Genomic DNA, 15,632 nt, shown 5'->3' with positions numbered 1-15,632 from the left:
CCCGGGAAGAGCCCGGGTCGTCAGCCGACGGCGGCCTCTGAAGCGCGTCGCCGACGGGACTCGGTGCCGCGACCGCCCGGAGGAGGCCGCCGACCTCACCACTAAGGAGTGGGCGTCGTGACCGCGGAGACCTCTCAGACGCTCGACCGGGGACTGCGCGTCCTCAAGCTGCTCGCCGACACGGATCACGGACTGACGGTCACCGAGCTCTCGAACAAACTGGGTGTCAACCGGACCGTCGTGTACCGGCTGCTCGCGACCTTGGAGCAGCACGCGCTGGTACGCCGTGATCTGGGCGGCCGCGCCCGGGTCGGGCTCGGGGTGCTGCGCCTGGGCCGCCAGGTGCATCCGCTGGTACGGGAGGCCGCGCTGCCCGCGCTGCGCGCACTGGCCGAGGACATAGGGGCCACTGCCCATCTCACGCTGGTCGACGGGACCGAGGCTCTCGCCGTCGCCGTCGTCGAGCCCACCTGGACCGACTACCACGTCGCCTATCGCGCCGGGTTCCGTCACCCGCTGGACCGGGGTGCGGCGGGCCGCGCGATCCTCTCCGCCCGGCAGGCACCCGTGGGCGAGCCCGGATACACGCTCACGCACGGGGAGCTGGAGGCGGGCGCGAGCGGCGCCGCGGCACCGCTCCTCGGCGTGACCGGTGTCGAGGGCAGCGTGGGCGTCGTCATGCTCGCGGACTCCGTGCCCGAGCGGGTCGGGACGCGGGTCATGGACGCGGCCCGTGAGGTCGCGGACGCGCTGCGCTGAAGCCGGCCCGGCAGCCTGGCGGACGGTGCCCTGAAGATCCGCGAGGGCACTGACGTTAGATTGATCCCGTGCTCTCTCGCCTCACACGTCCCCAGGCCGTCGCCGTCTGCGCCGTTCCCGTCGTGGCCCTGCTCGCCACGGCGGTGTTCGCGCCGCTGCCGTTCTCCCTCGCGCAGCCCGGCCTGACGGCGAACGTCCTCGGCGAGAACAGGGGCGACCCGGTCATCACGATCAGCGGGTCGCCCGTCCGCCGGACCCGCGGACAGCTGCGGATGACGACGATCGAGGCGACCGGGCCGGACGCGCGCGTCTCGCTCGGTGACGTGATCAGCGGCTGGTTCGCCAAGGACCGGGCGGTGATGCCCCGGGACTCGGTCTACCCGAGCGGGAACAGCGTCAAGGAGATCGAGCGGCACAACGCCGACGAGATGAAGCAGTCGCAGGACACGGCCACCGAGGCGGCGCTGTCCTATCTGCACGAGAAGAACGACGTGAAGGTCACGCTCAAGCTGGCCGACGTCGGCGGTCCCAGCGCCGGACTGCTCTTCACGCTCGGCATCATCGACAAGCTGGACGGCGACGGCAGCGGCGGCGACCTCACGGGCGGTCGCACCGTCGCGGGTACGGGGACGATCGACGCGGACGGCAAGGTCGGCGCGGTCGGCGGCGTGGCGCTGAAGACGCAGGCCGCGCGGCGGGACGGCGCGACGGTCTTCCTGGTTCCGAGGGCGGAGTGCTCGGACGCCAGGGCAGAGCTTCCGAAGGGGCTGCGGCTGGTGGCGGTGACCACGCTCAAGGGGGCGGTCGACGCGCTGGTGTCCCTGGAGAAGGGGAAGGGCTCGGTGCCCGGCTGCTAGACGCGCCCGCGTGATCCCCGGGGCGCGAGGGGCGGACGCGTCCTAGGAGGCGACGGCCGGCCTGGGCGCGGAGGCGAGGCGCAGGCCCACCTCCACCAGGGTCCAGCCGAGACGGGTGCGCAGTTCGCCCGGTACCCGGGCGGTGGCGGCGAGCCGGTGGGCGTCGGCCTCGGCCTGGAGCTCGGCGGTGCGGGCGTGGTGCAGGGCGAGGTGCGTCTGGGCGTCGATCATCGGAGTACCTCTCAGTCCTTTTCGGTGCCTGCCGACGGCGGACCGACGACGGCTGAAGGGAGGGGAACGGGGCGGGCTCAGCCTCCCTGGACAGGGAAGACGTGGGTGTGGATGCGGACCTGGGTGCTCTCGGGGTCGTCCTCGGCCGGAGTCCCCGTGCGGTAGCTGTCCACGAGTGCGTGCATCCTGCCGACCAGCTCCGCGGAGCGTTCCGGCGTCAGCCGCAGGGTCATGTCGCTCATGTCGGCGGCGCGCGACCAGGCCGGGAGCCACTCGTCCCGGTTCGCGATCCAGGTGGACAACTCGCGGTTGTGGGTGGTCGCGACCTCGTGCAGGTAGAGGTCGGTGGCACCCCGTATCTCCGGGTCCGAGCCCTCCAGCTGGTCGCTGTCGAAGACCAGCGCCTGAACGGCCGCCCGCCACCAGCGCTCCCGCCCCTTGCCGTGCTCCGGGGCGTCCTCGACGAAGCCGTGTGCGGCCAGCTGACGCAGGTGGTAGCTGGTGGCCCCGCTGGACTCGCCCAGTTTCGCGGCCAGTTGCGACGCGGTGGCCGGGCCGCCGCGTCGCAGCGCGTTCAGCAGCTGCATCCGCAGTGGATGCGCGATGCCGCGCAGCGAGCGGGCGTCGAGGGTGCGGGTGGTCAGTCCGGGTGCGGTGGGTTCGGATACCGACGGTTCGGGAGCGGTGGGTTCGGGTGCGGACGGTTCGGCCGGTGTGCCGGGTGCGGTCGGTCCGGGCTGTTCTCCGTGCTCCTGCATGCATGCAAAGATAGCGTTGCAAAGATGTGCTTGCAATGGTTTCTTTGCAACTACTCCTTTGGATGCCGGGTCCGCTGAACGCCGACGCGGAACGCCTGGACCTCAGTGCTGCTTCACGAACCCCTCCGCCGTCATCCAGTCCAGTGCCACCTCGTGCGGATCCTGACCCTGCACGTCCACCTTGGCGTTCAACTCCTGTGCGACCGTGTTGTCCAGCTTCCTCGTCACCGGGTCGAGGAGTCTGGCGATCGCCGGATACCGCTTCAGCGCCTTGGAGTTGATCGCGGGCGCCGCGTTGTAGTTGGGGAAGAACTTCTTGTCGTCCGCCATCACGACCAGGTGCATCGACCGGATGCGCCCGTCCGTGGTGAACACCTCCCCGTACGTGCAACTCCCCTTCGCCACCTGGGTGTAGATGATCCCGGTGTCCATCTGCGTGATGTTCTTCGCGGGCACGCTCATCCCGTACGCCTTCTCCATGCCCGGCAGCCCGTCGGCCCGGTTGGCGAACTCGCTCTCCACACAGAGCGTGACCGCGCCGGGGTCCTTCCTGGCCAGCGCGGCCACGTCGGAGAGCGTCTTCGTGCCGTACTTCCTGGAGTTGGCCTGGTTCATGGCCAGCGCGTAGGTGTTGTTGAGCGCGGACGGCGGCAGCCAGGTGATCCCGTTCCTCAGATCGGCGTCGCGCACCGCCTGCCACTGCTTCCGCGGGTCGGGGATGGGCTTGCTGTTGCCGAGGTACGTGATCCAGGCGGTGCCCGTGTACTCGTACATGCCGTCCGCGTCGCCGCTCTTGACGGCTTCCCGGGCACCGATCGACCCCTGGATACCGGTCCGGTCGAGGACCTCCGCACCGGCCGCCTGGAAGGCGATACCCATGATCGCGCCGAGGATCAGCTGCTCGGTGAACTCCTTGGACGTCACCGTGAGATGGGCGCCCTTGAGCGGCAGCCCCTGCCCGATGGAGCCGGGCCCGACGTCGTCGACCATGGGGGAGCCGCTGGTCAGACCGCAGCCGGAGAGAAGTACCAGCGCCCCGGCCAGCAGCGCGCGCGGACCCGTCCGCCTCATGGGCCCGCCTCCAGCCCCCGCGGCCGCAGCAGCAGTTCCGCCAGTGAGGCCAGCCAGTCCACGAGCAGCGCGAGCGTCACCGTGAGGACCGAACCGAGCACCAGGACCGGCATCCGCTGGTTGGTGATCCCGGTGGTGATCAGGACACCGAGGCCGCCGCCCCCGCCGAAGGTGGCCAGCGTGGCCGTACCCACGTTCAGGACCAGGGCCGTGCGGACACCGGCCAGGATCAGCGGGACGGCCAGCGGGAGTTCGATGCGGGACAGGACCCCCATCGGGGACATGCCGATACCGCGCGCGGCCTCCAGAAGCGTCGGGTCGTTGGCCTTCAGACCCGCGATCGTGTTGGAGAGGACCGGCAGGATGGCGTAGACGGTGATGCCGATCAGGGCCGCCTTCTGGCCGGTGCCGAGCCAGATGACCAGCAGCGCCAGCAGACCGATCGCCGGGGTGGCCTGCCCCATGTTGGCGAAGGCCATCGCGACCGGGCTCGCCTTCCGGAACATCCCGCGGGTGAGCAGGACACCCAGCGGGATCGCGATGATCAGCACGAAGAACGTCGAGATCACGGTCAGTTGGATCTGCTGCCACAGGGCCTTCGACACCTGCCCGTTCGACAGCGCGTTCTTGGAGATGGGGTCGAGGGTGGCCTGCTGGAACCACAGCCAGGTGGCCAGCAGCACGGCCGCCAGCACCGCCGGCAGGACGGTCAGCTTCTGCCAGGTGATCCGGCGCCGCGGCGCGGTGGGCGGCGGCGCGGGCTCCCGCTCGTCCGGGAGGCCGGCGTCCTCGGGGAGGATCTCGTCGTCGGGGAACGCGCCGTCGTCCCGGAACGCGAGCCCCTTGACCTCGTGCTCGCCCTCGGGCCTGCGTCCGGGCGGGGGAGTCCTCATGCCTTCGCCTCCCCGCCCGGGCCCTCCTGCTCGAAGTGGGTCTGCTGGGCGCGCGCGTCCTCCAGTTCGTGCTGGTGCTCCATCGCCTCGAGCCGGTCCTCCTCCAGCAGCTCGTGCACGGAGTTCATGAGCGTCTCCATGTCGACGACACCGATGTACTCGCCGCGCCGCCCGGTCACCGCGACCCGGCCGGTGTTGTCGGTGAGCACGGCCTCCAGCGCGTCCCGCAGCGTGGCGTCCCGGGTCACCGTGTCGTGCACCAGCGTGCCCGCCCGCGCCAGCGAACCCTTGGCCCGCATCAGGTCGCCGCGCCGCAGCCACTTGTAGGGACGGCGCCGCTTGTCGAGCAGCAGGATCTCGTTCGTCCCGCTGCTCCGGAGCTTGTTGAAGATCTCCTGGAGGCGGTCGTTGACGGTGACCGTCGGATAGTCCGTGATCTCCACGTCCCGCACCCGGGTGAGGTTGAGCCGCTTCAGCGCCGCGCCCGCGCCCACGAACCCCGACACGAAGTCGTCGGCGGGGTTGGTGAGGATCGCCTCCGGGGTGTCGAACTGCGCGATGTGCGAGCGCTCGCGCAGGACGGCGATCCGGTCGCCCAGCTTGATCGCCTCGTCGAAGTCGTGCGTGACGAAGACGATCGTCTTGTGCAGCTCGCGCTGGAGCCGGATCAGCTCGTCCTGCAGATGGTCGCGGGTGATCGGGTCCACGGCGCCGAAGGGCTCGTCCATGAGCAGGACGGGCGGGTCGGCGGCCAGCGCCCGCGCCACGCCCACCCGCTGCTGCTGGCCGCCGGAGAGCTGACGCGGGTAGCGGCCCTGGAACTCACCCGGGTCGAGGCCGACCAGGTCCAGCATCTCCTCGACCCGCGCCCTGGTCCGAGACCTCGGCCAGCCGACCATCTTCGGTACGAGGGCGATGTTCTGGGCGACCGTCATGTGCGGGAAGAGCCCGGACGACTGGATCGCGTACCCGATCCTGCGGCGCAGCTTCACCGGGTCCATGTCGGTGACGTCCTCGCCGCCGATGCGGATGCGGCCGCCGGTCGGTTCGATCAGCCGGTTGATCATCTTGAGGGTGGTGGACTTGCCGCACCCGGACGGGCCGACGAAGACGACGAGCTCGCCCGCCTTGATCTCCATGTTGACGCTGTCCACGGCCGGGTCACTGCTGCCCGGATAGCGCTTGGTGAGATGCTCCAGCTCGATGGTGGCGCCGGTCGTGGACGTGTGCGCGACAGCGGCGGCGTGCCGGTCCCGCCCGTCCTCGGTCGTCTCAGCCACGGATCCCCCTCGGGATGGTCAGCCGCCCGACGAGCACGTACGCGGCGTCGAACAGCAGTGCCAGGATGATGATCCCGACCGTGCCCGCGAGCACCTGGTTGAGCGCGTTCTTGCTGCCCAGGGACCCGATGCCGCGGAAGATCTCGTTGCCGAGGCCGGGCCCGGAGGCGTAGGCCGCGATGGCCGCGATGCCCATCAGCATCTGTGTGGAGACCCGGATGCCGGTGAGGATCGGCGGCCAGGCGAGCGGCAGCTCCACCTTCAGCAGCCGCGCCATCCGTGACATCCCGATGCCCTTCGCGGCGTCCACCAGGGAGGGGTCGACCCCGCGCAGGCCCACGATCGAGTTGCGTACGACCGGCAGCAGTCCGTAGAGCGTCAGCGCGATCACGGTGGGCGGGACACCCAGACCCACGATCGGGATCAGCAGACCGATCATGGCGAGCGACGGCACGGTCAGGATGGTGGAGGTGGTGGTGGTGGCGAGGCCGCCCGCCCAGTCACTGCGGTAGGTGACCACACCGAGCACCACACCGATGAGGGTCGCGACGACCATGCACTGGAAGACCACGCTGGCGTGCTGATACGCGTCCATGAGCAACTGCTGATGGCGGCTGCTCAGGTACTCCCAGAAGTTCACGCCGCCTCACCCTGTCGTCGGTCAGTGCTCGGCCGCCGCCTGTTCCACCAGCGGGATGATCCGCAGGGGTACGGCGTTCTCCATGACGATCGCCGTGGAGGCCCGGACGATGCCATCAAAACCGACGACCCGGTCGATCACCCGCTGGAGATCGGCGTTCGAGCGCGCCACCAGCCGGCACAGCATGTCCCCGCTGCCGGTGGTCGTGTGCAGCTCCAGCACCTCCGGGACGGTCGCCAAGTGAGCCCGTACGTCAGGGCCTTGGCCCTGCCGGATCTCCAGCGTCGCGAAGGCCGTCACGGGGTATCCGAGCGCGGCGGGATCCACCTGCGGGCCGAATCCCCGGATGACTCCATTCGACTGAAGACGGTCCAGACGGGCCTGCACCGTGCCGCGCGCGACGCCCAGCCGCCGGGACATCTCCAGGACACCGATCCGCGGCTCCCGCGCCAGCAGCACGATGAGCCGGCCGTCCAGGTGATCGATCGCCATGCGCGCCTCCGGAGTGGTCATCCTGTACAGACCGCCCGCCGTTCGCGACGGTCTGCTGAACACATTGCCCAGCCGATACGCAAACTATTGCGCACCTTGTGGAAGGGCGAGAGCCTGCGGCCATGTCCCTCATCGACGCGAACCCAGACCAGACTCCCGACACCGCCCGGCAGGCCGATCCCTTCCCGGTCAAGGGAATGGACGCCGTCGTCTTCGCCGTGGGCAACGCCAAGCAGGCCGCGCACTACTACTCCACCGCGTTCGGCATGCGGCTGGTCGCCTACTCGGGGCCGGAGAACGGCAGCCGCGAGACGGCGTCGTACGTCCTGGAGAACGGCTCCGCGCGCTTCGTCCTCACCTCCGTGATCAGGCCCTCCACCCCCTGGGGCCACTTCCTGGCCGAGCACGTGGCGGCGCACGGCGACGGGGTCGTCGACCTCGCCATCGAGGTCCCGGACGCGCGCGCCGCGTTCGCGTACGCCGTCGAGCACGGCGCCCGCCCGCTCACCGAGCCGTACGAGCTGAAGGACGAGAACGGCACCGTCGTGCTGGCAGCGATCGCCACGTACGGCGAGACCCGGCACACGCTCGTCGAGCGGACCGGCTACGACGGTCCGTACCTGCCCGGGTACACGGCCGCCGCCCCGATCGTCGAGCCGCCCGCCCGGCGCACCTTCCAGGCCGTCGACCACTGCGTGGGCAACGTCGAGCTCGGCCGCATGAACGAGTGGGTCGGCTTCTACAACAAGGTCATGGGCTTCACGAACATGAAGGAGTTCGTGGGCGACGACATCGCGACCGAGTACAGCGCCCTGATGTCGAAGGTCGTCGCCGACGGCACGCTCAAGGTCAAGTTCCCGATCAACGAGCCCGCCATCGCCAAGAAGAAGTCCCAGATCGACGAGTACCTGGAGTTCTACGGCGGCGCGGGCGTCCAGCACATCGCGCTGAACACCAACGACATCGTCGAGACCGTACGGACCATGAGCGCGGCCGGGGTCCAGTTCCTCGACACGCCCGACTCGTACTACGACACCCTCGGCGAGTGGGCCGGCGACACCCGCGTCCCCGTCGACACCCTGCGCGAACTGAAGATCCTCGTCGACCGCGACGAGGACGGCTATCTGCTCCAGATCTTCACCAAGCCGGTCCAGGACCGTCCGACCGTCTTCTTCGAGATGATCGAGCGGCACGGCTCGATGGGCTTCGGCAAGGGCAACTTCAAGGCCCTGTTCGAGGCGATCGAGCGCGAGCAGGAGAAGCGCGGCAACCTCTGACGGCGCCTCGCGCCGGCACAGCCCGCCCGCCGTACCCCCGCCCGGTCAGTGCGGCGCGGTACGGCGGGGCGCGGGCGCGAGCTCAGCCCGCTGCCCGCCCGAGGCCGGGTCGGCCGGGAATCCCGGAGACGCCGCGGCCGTCGGTTCCGGTGCCCCGTACGACCCGTCGGGGGCCGGAACGGACGGGGTGGACCCGGCCGGCGCGGAAGCGGCCGGCGAGGTGCGGACGGGTTCCGGGACCTCTGGTTCCGGGAACGCCGGGTCCTCCTCCAGCTCGCCCGGGAGCGACGCGGACGGCTCGCCCAGCCTGTCCAGCGTCCGCCGGGCCAGGGGAGCGAGAACGGGGGAGAAGTACGGATTGATCTGGAGGGCCTCGGCGACATGCCGACGGGCGGCCCCGGTCAGGTCCAGGCCGCGTTCGATCTGCCCCCGGTGATAGACGTACAGCGCGCTGCGCACCCCGCCGCCGTGCTCCTTGTCCGTCGCCCGCTCCGCGAACTTCAGCGCCTCCTTGTTCTTCCCGGCCCGGTGCAGGGCCCACCCCAGCGCGTCCGCGACGCCGATACCCGGCTGCCGTTTCCACTCCGCGCGCAGCCGCTTCACCGCCTCCGACGCATCCCCGTGGTCCGCCTCGAACAGCCCGAGGACCAGCGCGTCGTCGACCCCGCCCGCGGTCTCCGTCCGCACCCGCGCCCGCACCAGGCCGTACTGCGCCCGCGCCGCCGAGCCGAGGCCCCGCGCCTGGTACAGCTCGCCCAGCTCCAGCGCGTACCCCGGGGTGGGCCGCCCGGCGAACGCCGCCTGATACGCGCGCAGCGCCTCCGGCACACGCCCGAGTGACGCCAGCGCGCGCCCCCGCCCGGCGAGCGCGGCCGGCTCGTTCCGGTCGACGCGCAGCGCGGCCTCGTAGGAACGCAGCGACACCTCACGGTCCCCGCGCTCCCACGCCAGCCGGCCGGACTCCGTCAGCAGGATCGCCCGCTCGGCCGCCGTCCGCGCGCCCGCCGCCGCGTCCGAGAGCGCCGCCACCGCGTCCTCGCGCCAGCCCCGGTCCCAGTACACCTGGGCGGCCCGGGCCAGTACCGGCGGCCCGGAGTGCAGCGCCTGCAGCCTCTCCAGCGCCTTGCGGCTCGCCTTGTAGTCGCCGAGACCCCGGTACGAGTCGATCAGCAGGGGATACGTCGTCCACTCCTTGGGCGCCAGCTTCCGCGCCGTCTCCCCCCACTCGCGGCCCTTGCGGAAGTCGCCGCGCGCGTTCGCGAGCCCGGCCAGCCCCCGCAGCGCGGCCAGGTTCCCCGTCGCCCCCGCCGCCAGCGACGTACGCAGCGCCCGCTCGGCCTTCGGGAAGTATCCGGGCGTGGCGGTGCGCCGCCCCTGCTCCACGTACGCCGTCCCGAGGACCGCCCAGGACTCCGCCTCCCGCGGATGGGTGCGCAGATACGCCTCGCGGTCGCGGACGAGCACCGCCAGATCCCGCAGCGACACCGGCACCCCGGCCGCCACCGCCGTCATCGCCCCGGCCACCGGCCCCGGGGCGGCCGGCGTCGGAGCGAACCCGCCGGAGGGCAGCATCACCATCACCCCGCCGAAGACGGCACACCCCGCGACCACGCCGATCAGCGCGCGCCGGGCGGCACGGGAGCGGCGCCGCCCGGCGCGCACCCGGGGTCCCGGCCCGGTGAGGACCCGCTGTCGCTGTTCGATCTCCATGCCGCTCACCATGCGCCCGTACGACGACCACATCCCGGGACACGAAGGGTGCGGCAGACGGGGTTCACACCGATGGCCCCGAGTGCGACGCTGTGATCATGAGCCGTATCGAAGCCCCGCGCGACGACGCCACCGGCACCCTCGTCGACCGTCTCCTGGCGGGCCTGCCGAGCGAGGCGGTCCTCACCGACCCGGACGTCACGGTCTCGTACGCCAACGACATGGCGAGCTTCTGCGAGGCCGGCACGCCCGCCGTCGTCGTCCTGCCGCGCACCGTCGAACAGGTCCAGCACGTCATGCGCACCGCGACCGCCCTGCGGACACCGGTCGTCCCGCAGGGCGCCCGCACCGGCCTGTCCGGCGCCGCGAACGCCTCGGACGGCTGCATCGTGCTCTCGCTGGTGAAGATGGACCGGATCCTCGAGATCAGTCCCGTCGACCGCATCGCCGTCGTCGAGCCCGGCGTCGTCAACGCCACGCTCTCGCGCGCCGTCAACGAACACGGCCTGTACTACCCGCCGGACCCCTCCAGCTGGGAGATGTGCACGATCGGCGGCAACATCGGCACCGCCTCCGGCGGTCTGTGCTGTGTGAAGTACGGGGTGACCGCCGAGTACGTCCTCGGCCTGGACGTCGTGCTCGCCGACGGACGGCTGATGAGCACCGGCCGGCGCACCGCGAAGGGGGTCGCCGGCTACGACCTCACCCGGCTCCTCGTCGGATCGGAGGGCTCCCTCGGCATCGTCGTACGGGCGGTGCTGGCCCTGAAGCCGCGGCCACCCCAACAGCTCGTGCTGGCCGCCGAGTTCGGGTCGGCGCGGGCCGCCTGCGACGCCGTCTGCCGGATCATGGAGGGCGGCCATGTGCCCTCCCTCCTCGAACTGATGGACCGTACGACGGTGAAGGCGGTCAACGCCCTGGCGCACATGGGCCTCCCGGAGACCACCGAGGCGCTCCTCCTCGCCGCCTTCGACACCCACGACCCGGCGGCCGACCTCGCCGCCGTGGGCGCGCTGTGCGAGGCCGCGGGCGCCACCGAGGTGGTACCGGCGGAGGACGCGGCGGAATCCGAACTCCTCCTCCAGGCCCGGCGGTTGTCCCTCACCGCGCTCGAAGCGGTCAAGGGCACCACGATGATCGACGACGTGTGCGTGCCGCGCTCCCGGCTCGGCGACATGCTCGACGGCATCGAGCGTGTCGCGGAGAAGTACTCCCTGACCATCGGCGTCTGCGCGCACGCCGGCGACGGCAACACCCACCCCACCGTCTGCTTCGACGCCACCGACCCCGACGAGTCCCGGCGCGCCCGCGAGTCCTTCGACGAGATCATGGCCCTCGGACTGGAACTCGGCGGCACGATCACCGGCGAACACGGGGTCGGCGTCCTGAAGAAGGAGTGGCTGGCGCGCGAGATCGGGCCGGTCGGGGTGGAGATGCAGCGCGCCGTCAAGGCCGCGTTCGACCCGCTCGGGATTCTCAACCCGGGCAAGGTGTTCTAGAGCGTGTCGCGACAGGCGTCGTGAGGCGGGCGGGACTCTCGCGACAGGCTCTGGCGCCGCGGCACCAGGGCATGTCCGGCACCGGATCCGGCCGGGTGCGGGCGCGGGTGCGCCGCCGTGCCCACGCCGGTTCACTCTCCGTCCTCCGACTCGTCCGACGGCCACGGGTCGCGCAGCCACAACTCGTCGGCCGACGCGGATCCCGGCTGGTCAGGGAGGTCCCCGCGCTCACGCGCCGCCGAGCGCGGGGGAGACGCCGAGAGTCTCGGGGAGGGCGCGAGCAGATCGGCGAGGCCGTCGTCGATGCCGAGCTGCTCGCCCTCGGACCCCGGCGGAACGGCCCGCAGGGTGCGCTCCAGCCAGGCGGACACCTGTGCGGCCGGCGCCTCCAGCAGCGCGTCGCCGTCGGGTGAGGTGAGCGCCATCAGCACGACGCCGCGTCCCCCGACCTTCGTCGGCCACACCCGCACATCGCCGTGCCCGCACGGCCGGAACACCCCCTCGACGAGCAGTTCGCGGGCGAAGGTCCAGCTGACCGGATGGTCCGAGCCGATGTGGAAGGTGACGTGGACGGCGTACGGGTCGTCGGAGCGGTAGCTGAGCCGGGCCGGTACGGGGATGCTGTGCTCGGGGGACAGGACGAGGCGCAGTTCGAGTTCGCGTTCCACCACGGTGTGCATGTCGGTGCGCTTCCCTTCGTCTACGGGCCTCCAGGGCGGGTCCGTACGAGTGGAGAGCGCGGTGGCGCGGAACCATTACGCGGGTTCGGGGAAATCTTTTGGCGGGCGTACCGGGGCCGACCTTGCGGACGGTGACCGGAAGTGGCGGATCCTTGCCCGAAAGAGGTGGGTACCGCGGGAGCGCCGCTGACGGAGGCGTGGGTCTGATAGATGTGGAGCCCCCAAAAGACCCCCGAGCAGATACGGGACGACGGACATGAGCGCCCCAACCCCGGCACCCGGTGACGACAGGCCCCGCGAAGGGTATTACCCGGACCCCTCCATTCCTGGATATGTCCGGTACTGGAACGGTGCCGCCTGGGTACCGGGTACGAGCCGTCCCGCGCCGTCGGACGGCGTGCCGCTCGTGCCGCCGCCCGGCACGCGCCCGGTGACTCCCGTACCCGCTCCGGCACCGGCGCCCACCGAGGAGACGGGACCGCACTTCTTCGACGAGGACCCCGGGCCGGCCGCCGAGCCGCGGCGGGTGACCCCGGCCGAGGCGCAGCACGGCAGCCGGCCCGAGCCCGCGACGGCGTGGGGCGCCGACCGCTCCCGGCAGTCCGGTTTCGGCGGCGAGCAGGACCGGCGGGTCTCCTGGGGGGCGCCCCAGGGGGCCGACCCGCGTCTGTCGCGCGCGGCGGAGCCCGCCGAAGCGGTCCGGCCGCCCGGCGGCGAGACCCCGCACACGGACGGCACGGCGACGATCGAGCCCACGGACCGGGCGGCCGGCTCGGAGTCCCCGGTGCCCGACGGCACCTTCGTCTTCCGCCGCCGGCCCCCGGCGGCCGGCCCCACGGGGGCCGCGGCGGGCGGTACCGCGGGCACCCACGACCCCGTCCCCACCGACGGCACCATGACCTTCCGCGCGCGCTCCCCGCGCACGGAGCAGCAGGGCGGGGCGCGGGGTGGGAGCACGGCCCCGGCGGGCGGCGCACCGGGGGCGGCCACGCCCGAGGACGGCCCCGCGGACGCCGGGGGCGGCTTCGGCGCCGGGCAGGCCGCCGCCCAGGCGGCCAGAGCCGCTGCCGTCCAGCAGCCGTCGGCCCAGCAGCCGTCGGCCCAGCAGCCGTCGGCCCAGCAGCCGTCGGCCCAGCAGCCGTCGGCCCCGCCCGTCCCCCAGCAGTCCACCGGCCCCGCCGCCACGCCGCTGTCGAGCGGCACCGGTGGCGGACAGCCCTCCTGGGCCCAGCAGGTGCACCGGCTCGCGGGCGACGAGGGGCCCGTCGCCCCCTGGAAGCCGCCGGTCGACGACGTGTTCCAGGCCGCCGCCCGCCGCCACTCCGCGGCACGGCCCGCGGCTCTGGGCAGACGGCTGGCGGCCCGGATCGTGGACACCGCGGTGCTGGCCACCGTCACCGCCGTGGCCGCCGTACCGCTGGGCACCAAGGCGATCGACCACATCAACGGGAAGATCGACGCCGCCAAGCGGTCCGGCCAGACCGTGACGGTCTGGCTGCTGGACGGCACCACCGCGGGCTACCTGGGCGTCTGCCTCGCCGTTCTGCTCCTGTTCGGCGTGGTCTACGACGCGCTGCCCACCGCCCGGTGGGGCCGCACCCTCGGCAAGAAGCTGTGCGGCATCGAGGTACGGGACATCGAGGGCCACGAACCCCCGTCCTTCGGACCGGCGCTGCGCCGCTGGCTCGTCTACTGCGTTCCCGGCGTCCTGGTCATCGGTGTCGTGGGCGTCCTGTGGTGTCTGTTCGACAGGCCCTGGCGGCAGTGCTGGCACGACAAGGCGGCCCACACCTTCGTGGCCGCCCAGCCGCCCTCCTCCTAGGGCGCGTTGAGAAGTCCCACCCGCCTCACGACGCCTGGCACGCCCTCTCGCCGCACCGGGAGAAAACCCGAGCACGTCCGGGCGGGCTTCCGCCCGGCACTCCTCCAGCCTCCGGCCGAGGGACCCCCGGAGCACGCACCGGACGTCGCGAGGCCCGTTCTCCGGGCGGACGACGGGACTTTCGCGACGCGTCCCAGGCGTCGACGCGGCCGCCCGGCCGTCCGCCGCGCGCGCCGGGCTCCGCGGTCCCCCGGACGGCCGCTCGCGGGATGCGGAGCCGGAGTGTTCGCGGTCGACTCGGGCCATGAGCAGCGAACCGCCGCCCCCCGGCTCCGGGCAGCCACCGGAGGAAGACCCGTTCAAGAAGCAGCCCCCGCCGGCTGAGGGCGGCGGCTCCCCGTACGACGGCACCTCGTCCCCGCCGCCGTCGGGATCGCCGTACGACTCCCCGCACGACAACCGGACGCCGCCGTACGGGAGTCAGCCCCCGCCGTACGGCGGTCAGCAGCCCCCTCCCCCCGGCGGCGGTCCGTACGGTTCCGGTGGCGGCGGCCCCTACGGTTCCGGTGGCGGTGATCCCTACGGTTCCGGCGGCCCCTACGGCGGCGATCCGCTGGAGGGCATGCCGCCGCTCGCCGACAGCGGCAAACGCGTGCTGGCGAGGATCCTCGACATGATCCTCGTGGGCATCGTGGTGTGGCTGCTGTCCTGGGCGTTCGGGGTCACCGAGTACAACGTGAACGCGGAACGGGTCGAGTACGGCAAGGGCCTCGGGCAGTCCGTCATCGCCGCGGTGCTCTACACCGGCTACGACACCTTCCTGATCCGCAAGTCGGGGCAGACCCTCGGCATGAGGCTGTTCCACATGCGGGTCGCCGACCTGGAAAACGGTGCCACACCCTCCACGCAGACCTCGCTGATCCGCGCGCTGGTGCTGTGGATCCCGTTCGCGTTCTGCTGCGCGTGCATCTGGACCGCGATCGCGGGCGGCTGGAGCTTCTTCGACAAGCCCTACAAGCAGGGTCTGCACGACAAGGCGGCCAAGACGGTGGTGGTGACCACCGGCTGACACACGCGATCAGCCGCACTCCACGAGGAGACGGCTGACCGGGACGGCGGGTCCGCGTTTCGCGGGCCCGCCGGACGTGCGTGGGGTCACGGGCCCGCCGGTTCGTGAACGGGCTCGGACGACGCGGAGACGGACGCGGAGACGGACGCGGTCTCGCGCCGCACCGGAACCCGCGCCTGGACGGCGGGGGCCGCGGCGGCCGACGGTGCGCGCTTCGGCAGCGGAACCGTTACGGCGACGAGCAGTCCGAGAGCGAGTGCCGAGAGGGTGATCACCGCGATCCCCAGGCCCGAACTCGTCTGAGACAGCAGCAGCATGGCGAGCGTCGAGAAGATCACGGTGCAGGAACCGTAGGCGAGCTGTGCGGCGGTCGGACGAGGCATGGCGATTCCTCGGGGTGGGGGTACTCCCCCCGTGCCTCTCGAGATGGGGGAGGATGCGGACAACAACGGGGGTGGTACGGCGAACTCGGGTGGAGCCGCGAGCTCGGATGGAACGGCGAATCGCGGGGCGACAACGCTGTCGACCTGTCAATCCGTGGACATTCCAACGTTGCGCCAATCGACTCTATTCGGCTGCATGCCCGAGAGGAAC

General features: G+C 71.9%; 16 protein-coding genes. 6 read left to right on the top strand and 10 right to left on the bottom strand.

Going from position 1 to position 15,632, the window contains the following annotated elements:
• The first annotated feature begins 117 nt into the window (after positions 1–117).
• The gene (locus ABZV34_RS08790) at positions 118–759 is read left to right on the top strand and encodes a helix-turn-helix domain-containing protein (RefSeq protein ID WP_148008633.1); all 642 of its coding nucleotides are present in this window, start codon (positions 118–120) and stop codon (positions 757–759) included.
• Between the two features lie 68 nt (positions 760–827).
• Positions 828–1,616, top strand: a complete 789-nt coding sequence (locus tag ABZV34_RS08785) for a S16 family serine protease (RefSeq protein WP_356272669.1) — start codon at positions 828–830, stop codon at positions 1,614–1,616.
• A 42-nt stretch (positions 1,617–1,658) separates the two neighbouring features.
• Here ABZV34_RS08785 and ABZV34_RS08780 read toward each other — a convergent pair whose 3' ends face one another.
• From ABZV34_RS08780 to ABZV34_RS08750, 7 genes are all read right to left on the bottom strand, one after another.
• Positions 1,659–1,844 carry a hypothetical protein gene (locus ABZV34_RS08780; RefSeq protein WP_356272839.1) on the bottom strand — a complete coding sequence of 62 codons (186 nt, stop codon included), beginning with the start codon at positions 1,842–1,844 and terminating at the stop codon, positions 1,659–1,661.
• 80 nt (positions 1,845–1,924) lie between these two features.
• Positions 1,925–2,605: a winged helix-turn-helix domain-containing protein gene (locus ABZV34_RS08775; protein WP_356272667.1), complete on the bottom strand. Its 681-nt coding sequence runs from the start codon at positions 2,603–2,605 to the stop codon at positions 1,925–1,927.
• Between the two features lie 102 nt (positions 2,606–2,707).
• Positions 2,708–3,676 (bottom strand): glycine betaine ABC transporter substrate-binding protein, encoded by a 969-nt coding sequence (locus tag ABZV34_RS08770; protein WP_356272665.1) that lies wholly within the window; start codon positions 3,674–3,676, stop codon positions 2,708–2,710.
• Positions 3,673–4,569 (bottom strand): ABC transporter permease, encoded by an 897-nt coding sequence (locus ABZV34_RS08765; RefSeq protein WP_356272663.1) that lies wholly within the window; start codon positions 4,567–4,569, stop codon positions 3,673–3,675. Before ABZV34_RS08765 ends, ABZV34_RS08770 begins: the two co-directional genes overlap by 4 nt.
• Positions 4,566–5,774: a betaine/proline/choline family ABC transporter ATP-binding protein gene (locus ABZV34_RS08760; RefSeq protein WP_356272837.1), complete on the bottom strand. Its 1,209-nt coding sequence runs from the start codon at positions 5,772–5,774 to the stop codon at positions 4,566–4,568. Before ABZV34_RS08760 ends, ABZV34_RS08765 begins: the two co-directional genes overlap by 4 nt.
• A 67-nt stretch (positions 5,775–5,841) precedes the next feature.
• Entirely contained in the window at positions 5,842–6,489 is a 648-nt protein-coding gene (locus tag ABZV34_RS08755; protein WP_356272661.1) for an ABC transporter permease, read from the bottom strand.
• Positions 6,490–6,510: 21 nt separating this feature from the next.
• Positions 6,511–6,981 (bottom strand): Lrp/AsnC family transcriptional regulator, encoded by a 471-nt coding sequence (locus ABZV34_RS08750; protein WP_187285622.1) that lies wholly within the window; start codon positions 6,979–6,981, stop codon positions 6,511–6,513.
• Positions 6,982–7,103: 122 nt separating this feature from the next.
• Between ABZV34_RS08750 and hppD the strand changes: the two genes are divergently transcribed.
• Entirely contained in the window at positions 7,104–8,258 is a 1,155-nt protein-coding gene (gene hppD, locus ABZV34_RS08745) for a 4-hydroxyphenylpyruvate dioxygenase (RefSeq protein WP_329288085.1), read from the top strand.
• A 45-nt stretch (positions 8,259–8,303) separates the two neighbouring features.
• On the opposite strand, the gene ABZV34_RS08740 is transcribed toward hppD, so the two are convergent.
• Complete coding sequence (locus tag ABZV34_RS08740; protein WP_356272659.1) at positions 8,304–9,968, bottom strand: tetratricopeptide repeat protein; 1,665 nt, start codon at positions 9,966–9,968, stop codon at positions 8,304–8,306.
• Between the two features lie 92 nt (positions 9,969–10,060).
• Here ABZV34_RS08740 and ABZV34_RS08735 point away from each other — a divergent pair, with 92 nt between their 5' ends.
• Positions 10,061–11,467 (top strand): FAD-linked oxidase C-terminal domain-containing protein, encoded by a 1,407-nt coding sequence (locus tag ABZV34_RS08735; RefSeq protein ID WP_356272657.1) that lies wholly within the window; start codon positions 10,061–10,063, stop codon positions 11,465–11,467.
• A gap of 131 nt (positions 11,468–11,598) precedes the next feature.
• Here the strand turns inward: ABZV34_RS08735 and ABZV34_RS08730 are convergent, their stop codons facing one another.
• Positions 11,599–12,147, bottom strand: a complete 549-nt coding sequence (locus ABZV34_RS08730) for an SsgA family sporulation/cell division regulator (protein ID WP_356272655.1) — start codon at positions 12,145–12,147, stop codon at positions 11,599–11,601.
• A 256-nt stretch (positions 12,148–12,403) separates the two neighbouring features.
• On the opposite strand from ABZV34_RS08730, the gene ABZV34_RS08725 reads away from it, so the two are divergent.
• Together ABZV34_RS08725 and ABZV34_RS08720 are read left to right on the top strand one after the other, a co-directional pair.
• Positions 12,404–13,969 carry an RDD family protein gene (locus ABZV34_RS08725; protein ID WP_356272653.1) on the top strand — a complete coding sequence of 522 codons (1,566 nt, stop codon included), beginning with the start codon at positions 12,404–12,406 and terminating at the stop codon, positions 13,967–13,969.
• Between the two features lie 304 nt (positions 13,970–14,273).
• Positions 14,274–15,038 (top strand): RDD family protein, encoded by a 765-nt coding sequence (locus tag ABZV34_RS08720; RefSeq protein WP_356272651.1) that lies wholly within the window; start codon positions 14,274–14,276, stop codon positions 15,036–15,038.
• Between the two features lie 86 nt (positions 15,039–15,124).
• Here the strand turns inward: ABZV34_RS08720 and ABZV34_RS08715 are convergent, their stop codons facing one another.
• Positions 15,125–15,421, bottom strand: a complete 297-nt coding sequence (locus ABZV34_RS08715; RefSeq protein WP_356272649.1) for a hypothetical protein — start codon at positions 15,419–15,421, stop codon at positions 15,125–15,127.
• Between the last annotated feature and the right edge of the window lie 211 nt (positions 15,422–15,632).

Origin of the sequence: Streptomyces sp. NPDC005195 (genome assembly GCF_040608315.1) — a bacterium.
In the GTDB taxonomy this organism is placed as follows: domain Bacteria; phylum Actinomycetota; class Actinomycetes; order Streptomycetales; family Streptomycetaceae; genus Streptomyces; species Streptomyces kaempferi.
The sequence above is the reverse complement of the archived record's forward strand: the minus strand, read 5'-3'. Positions and strand labels throughout refer to the sequence as shown.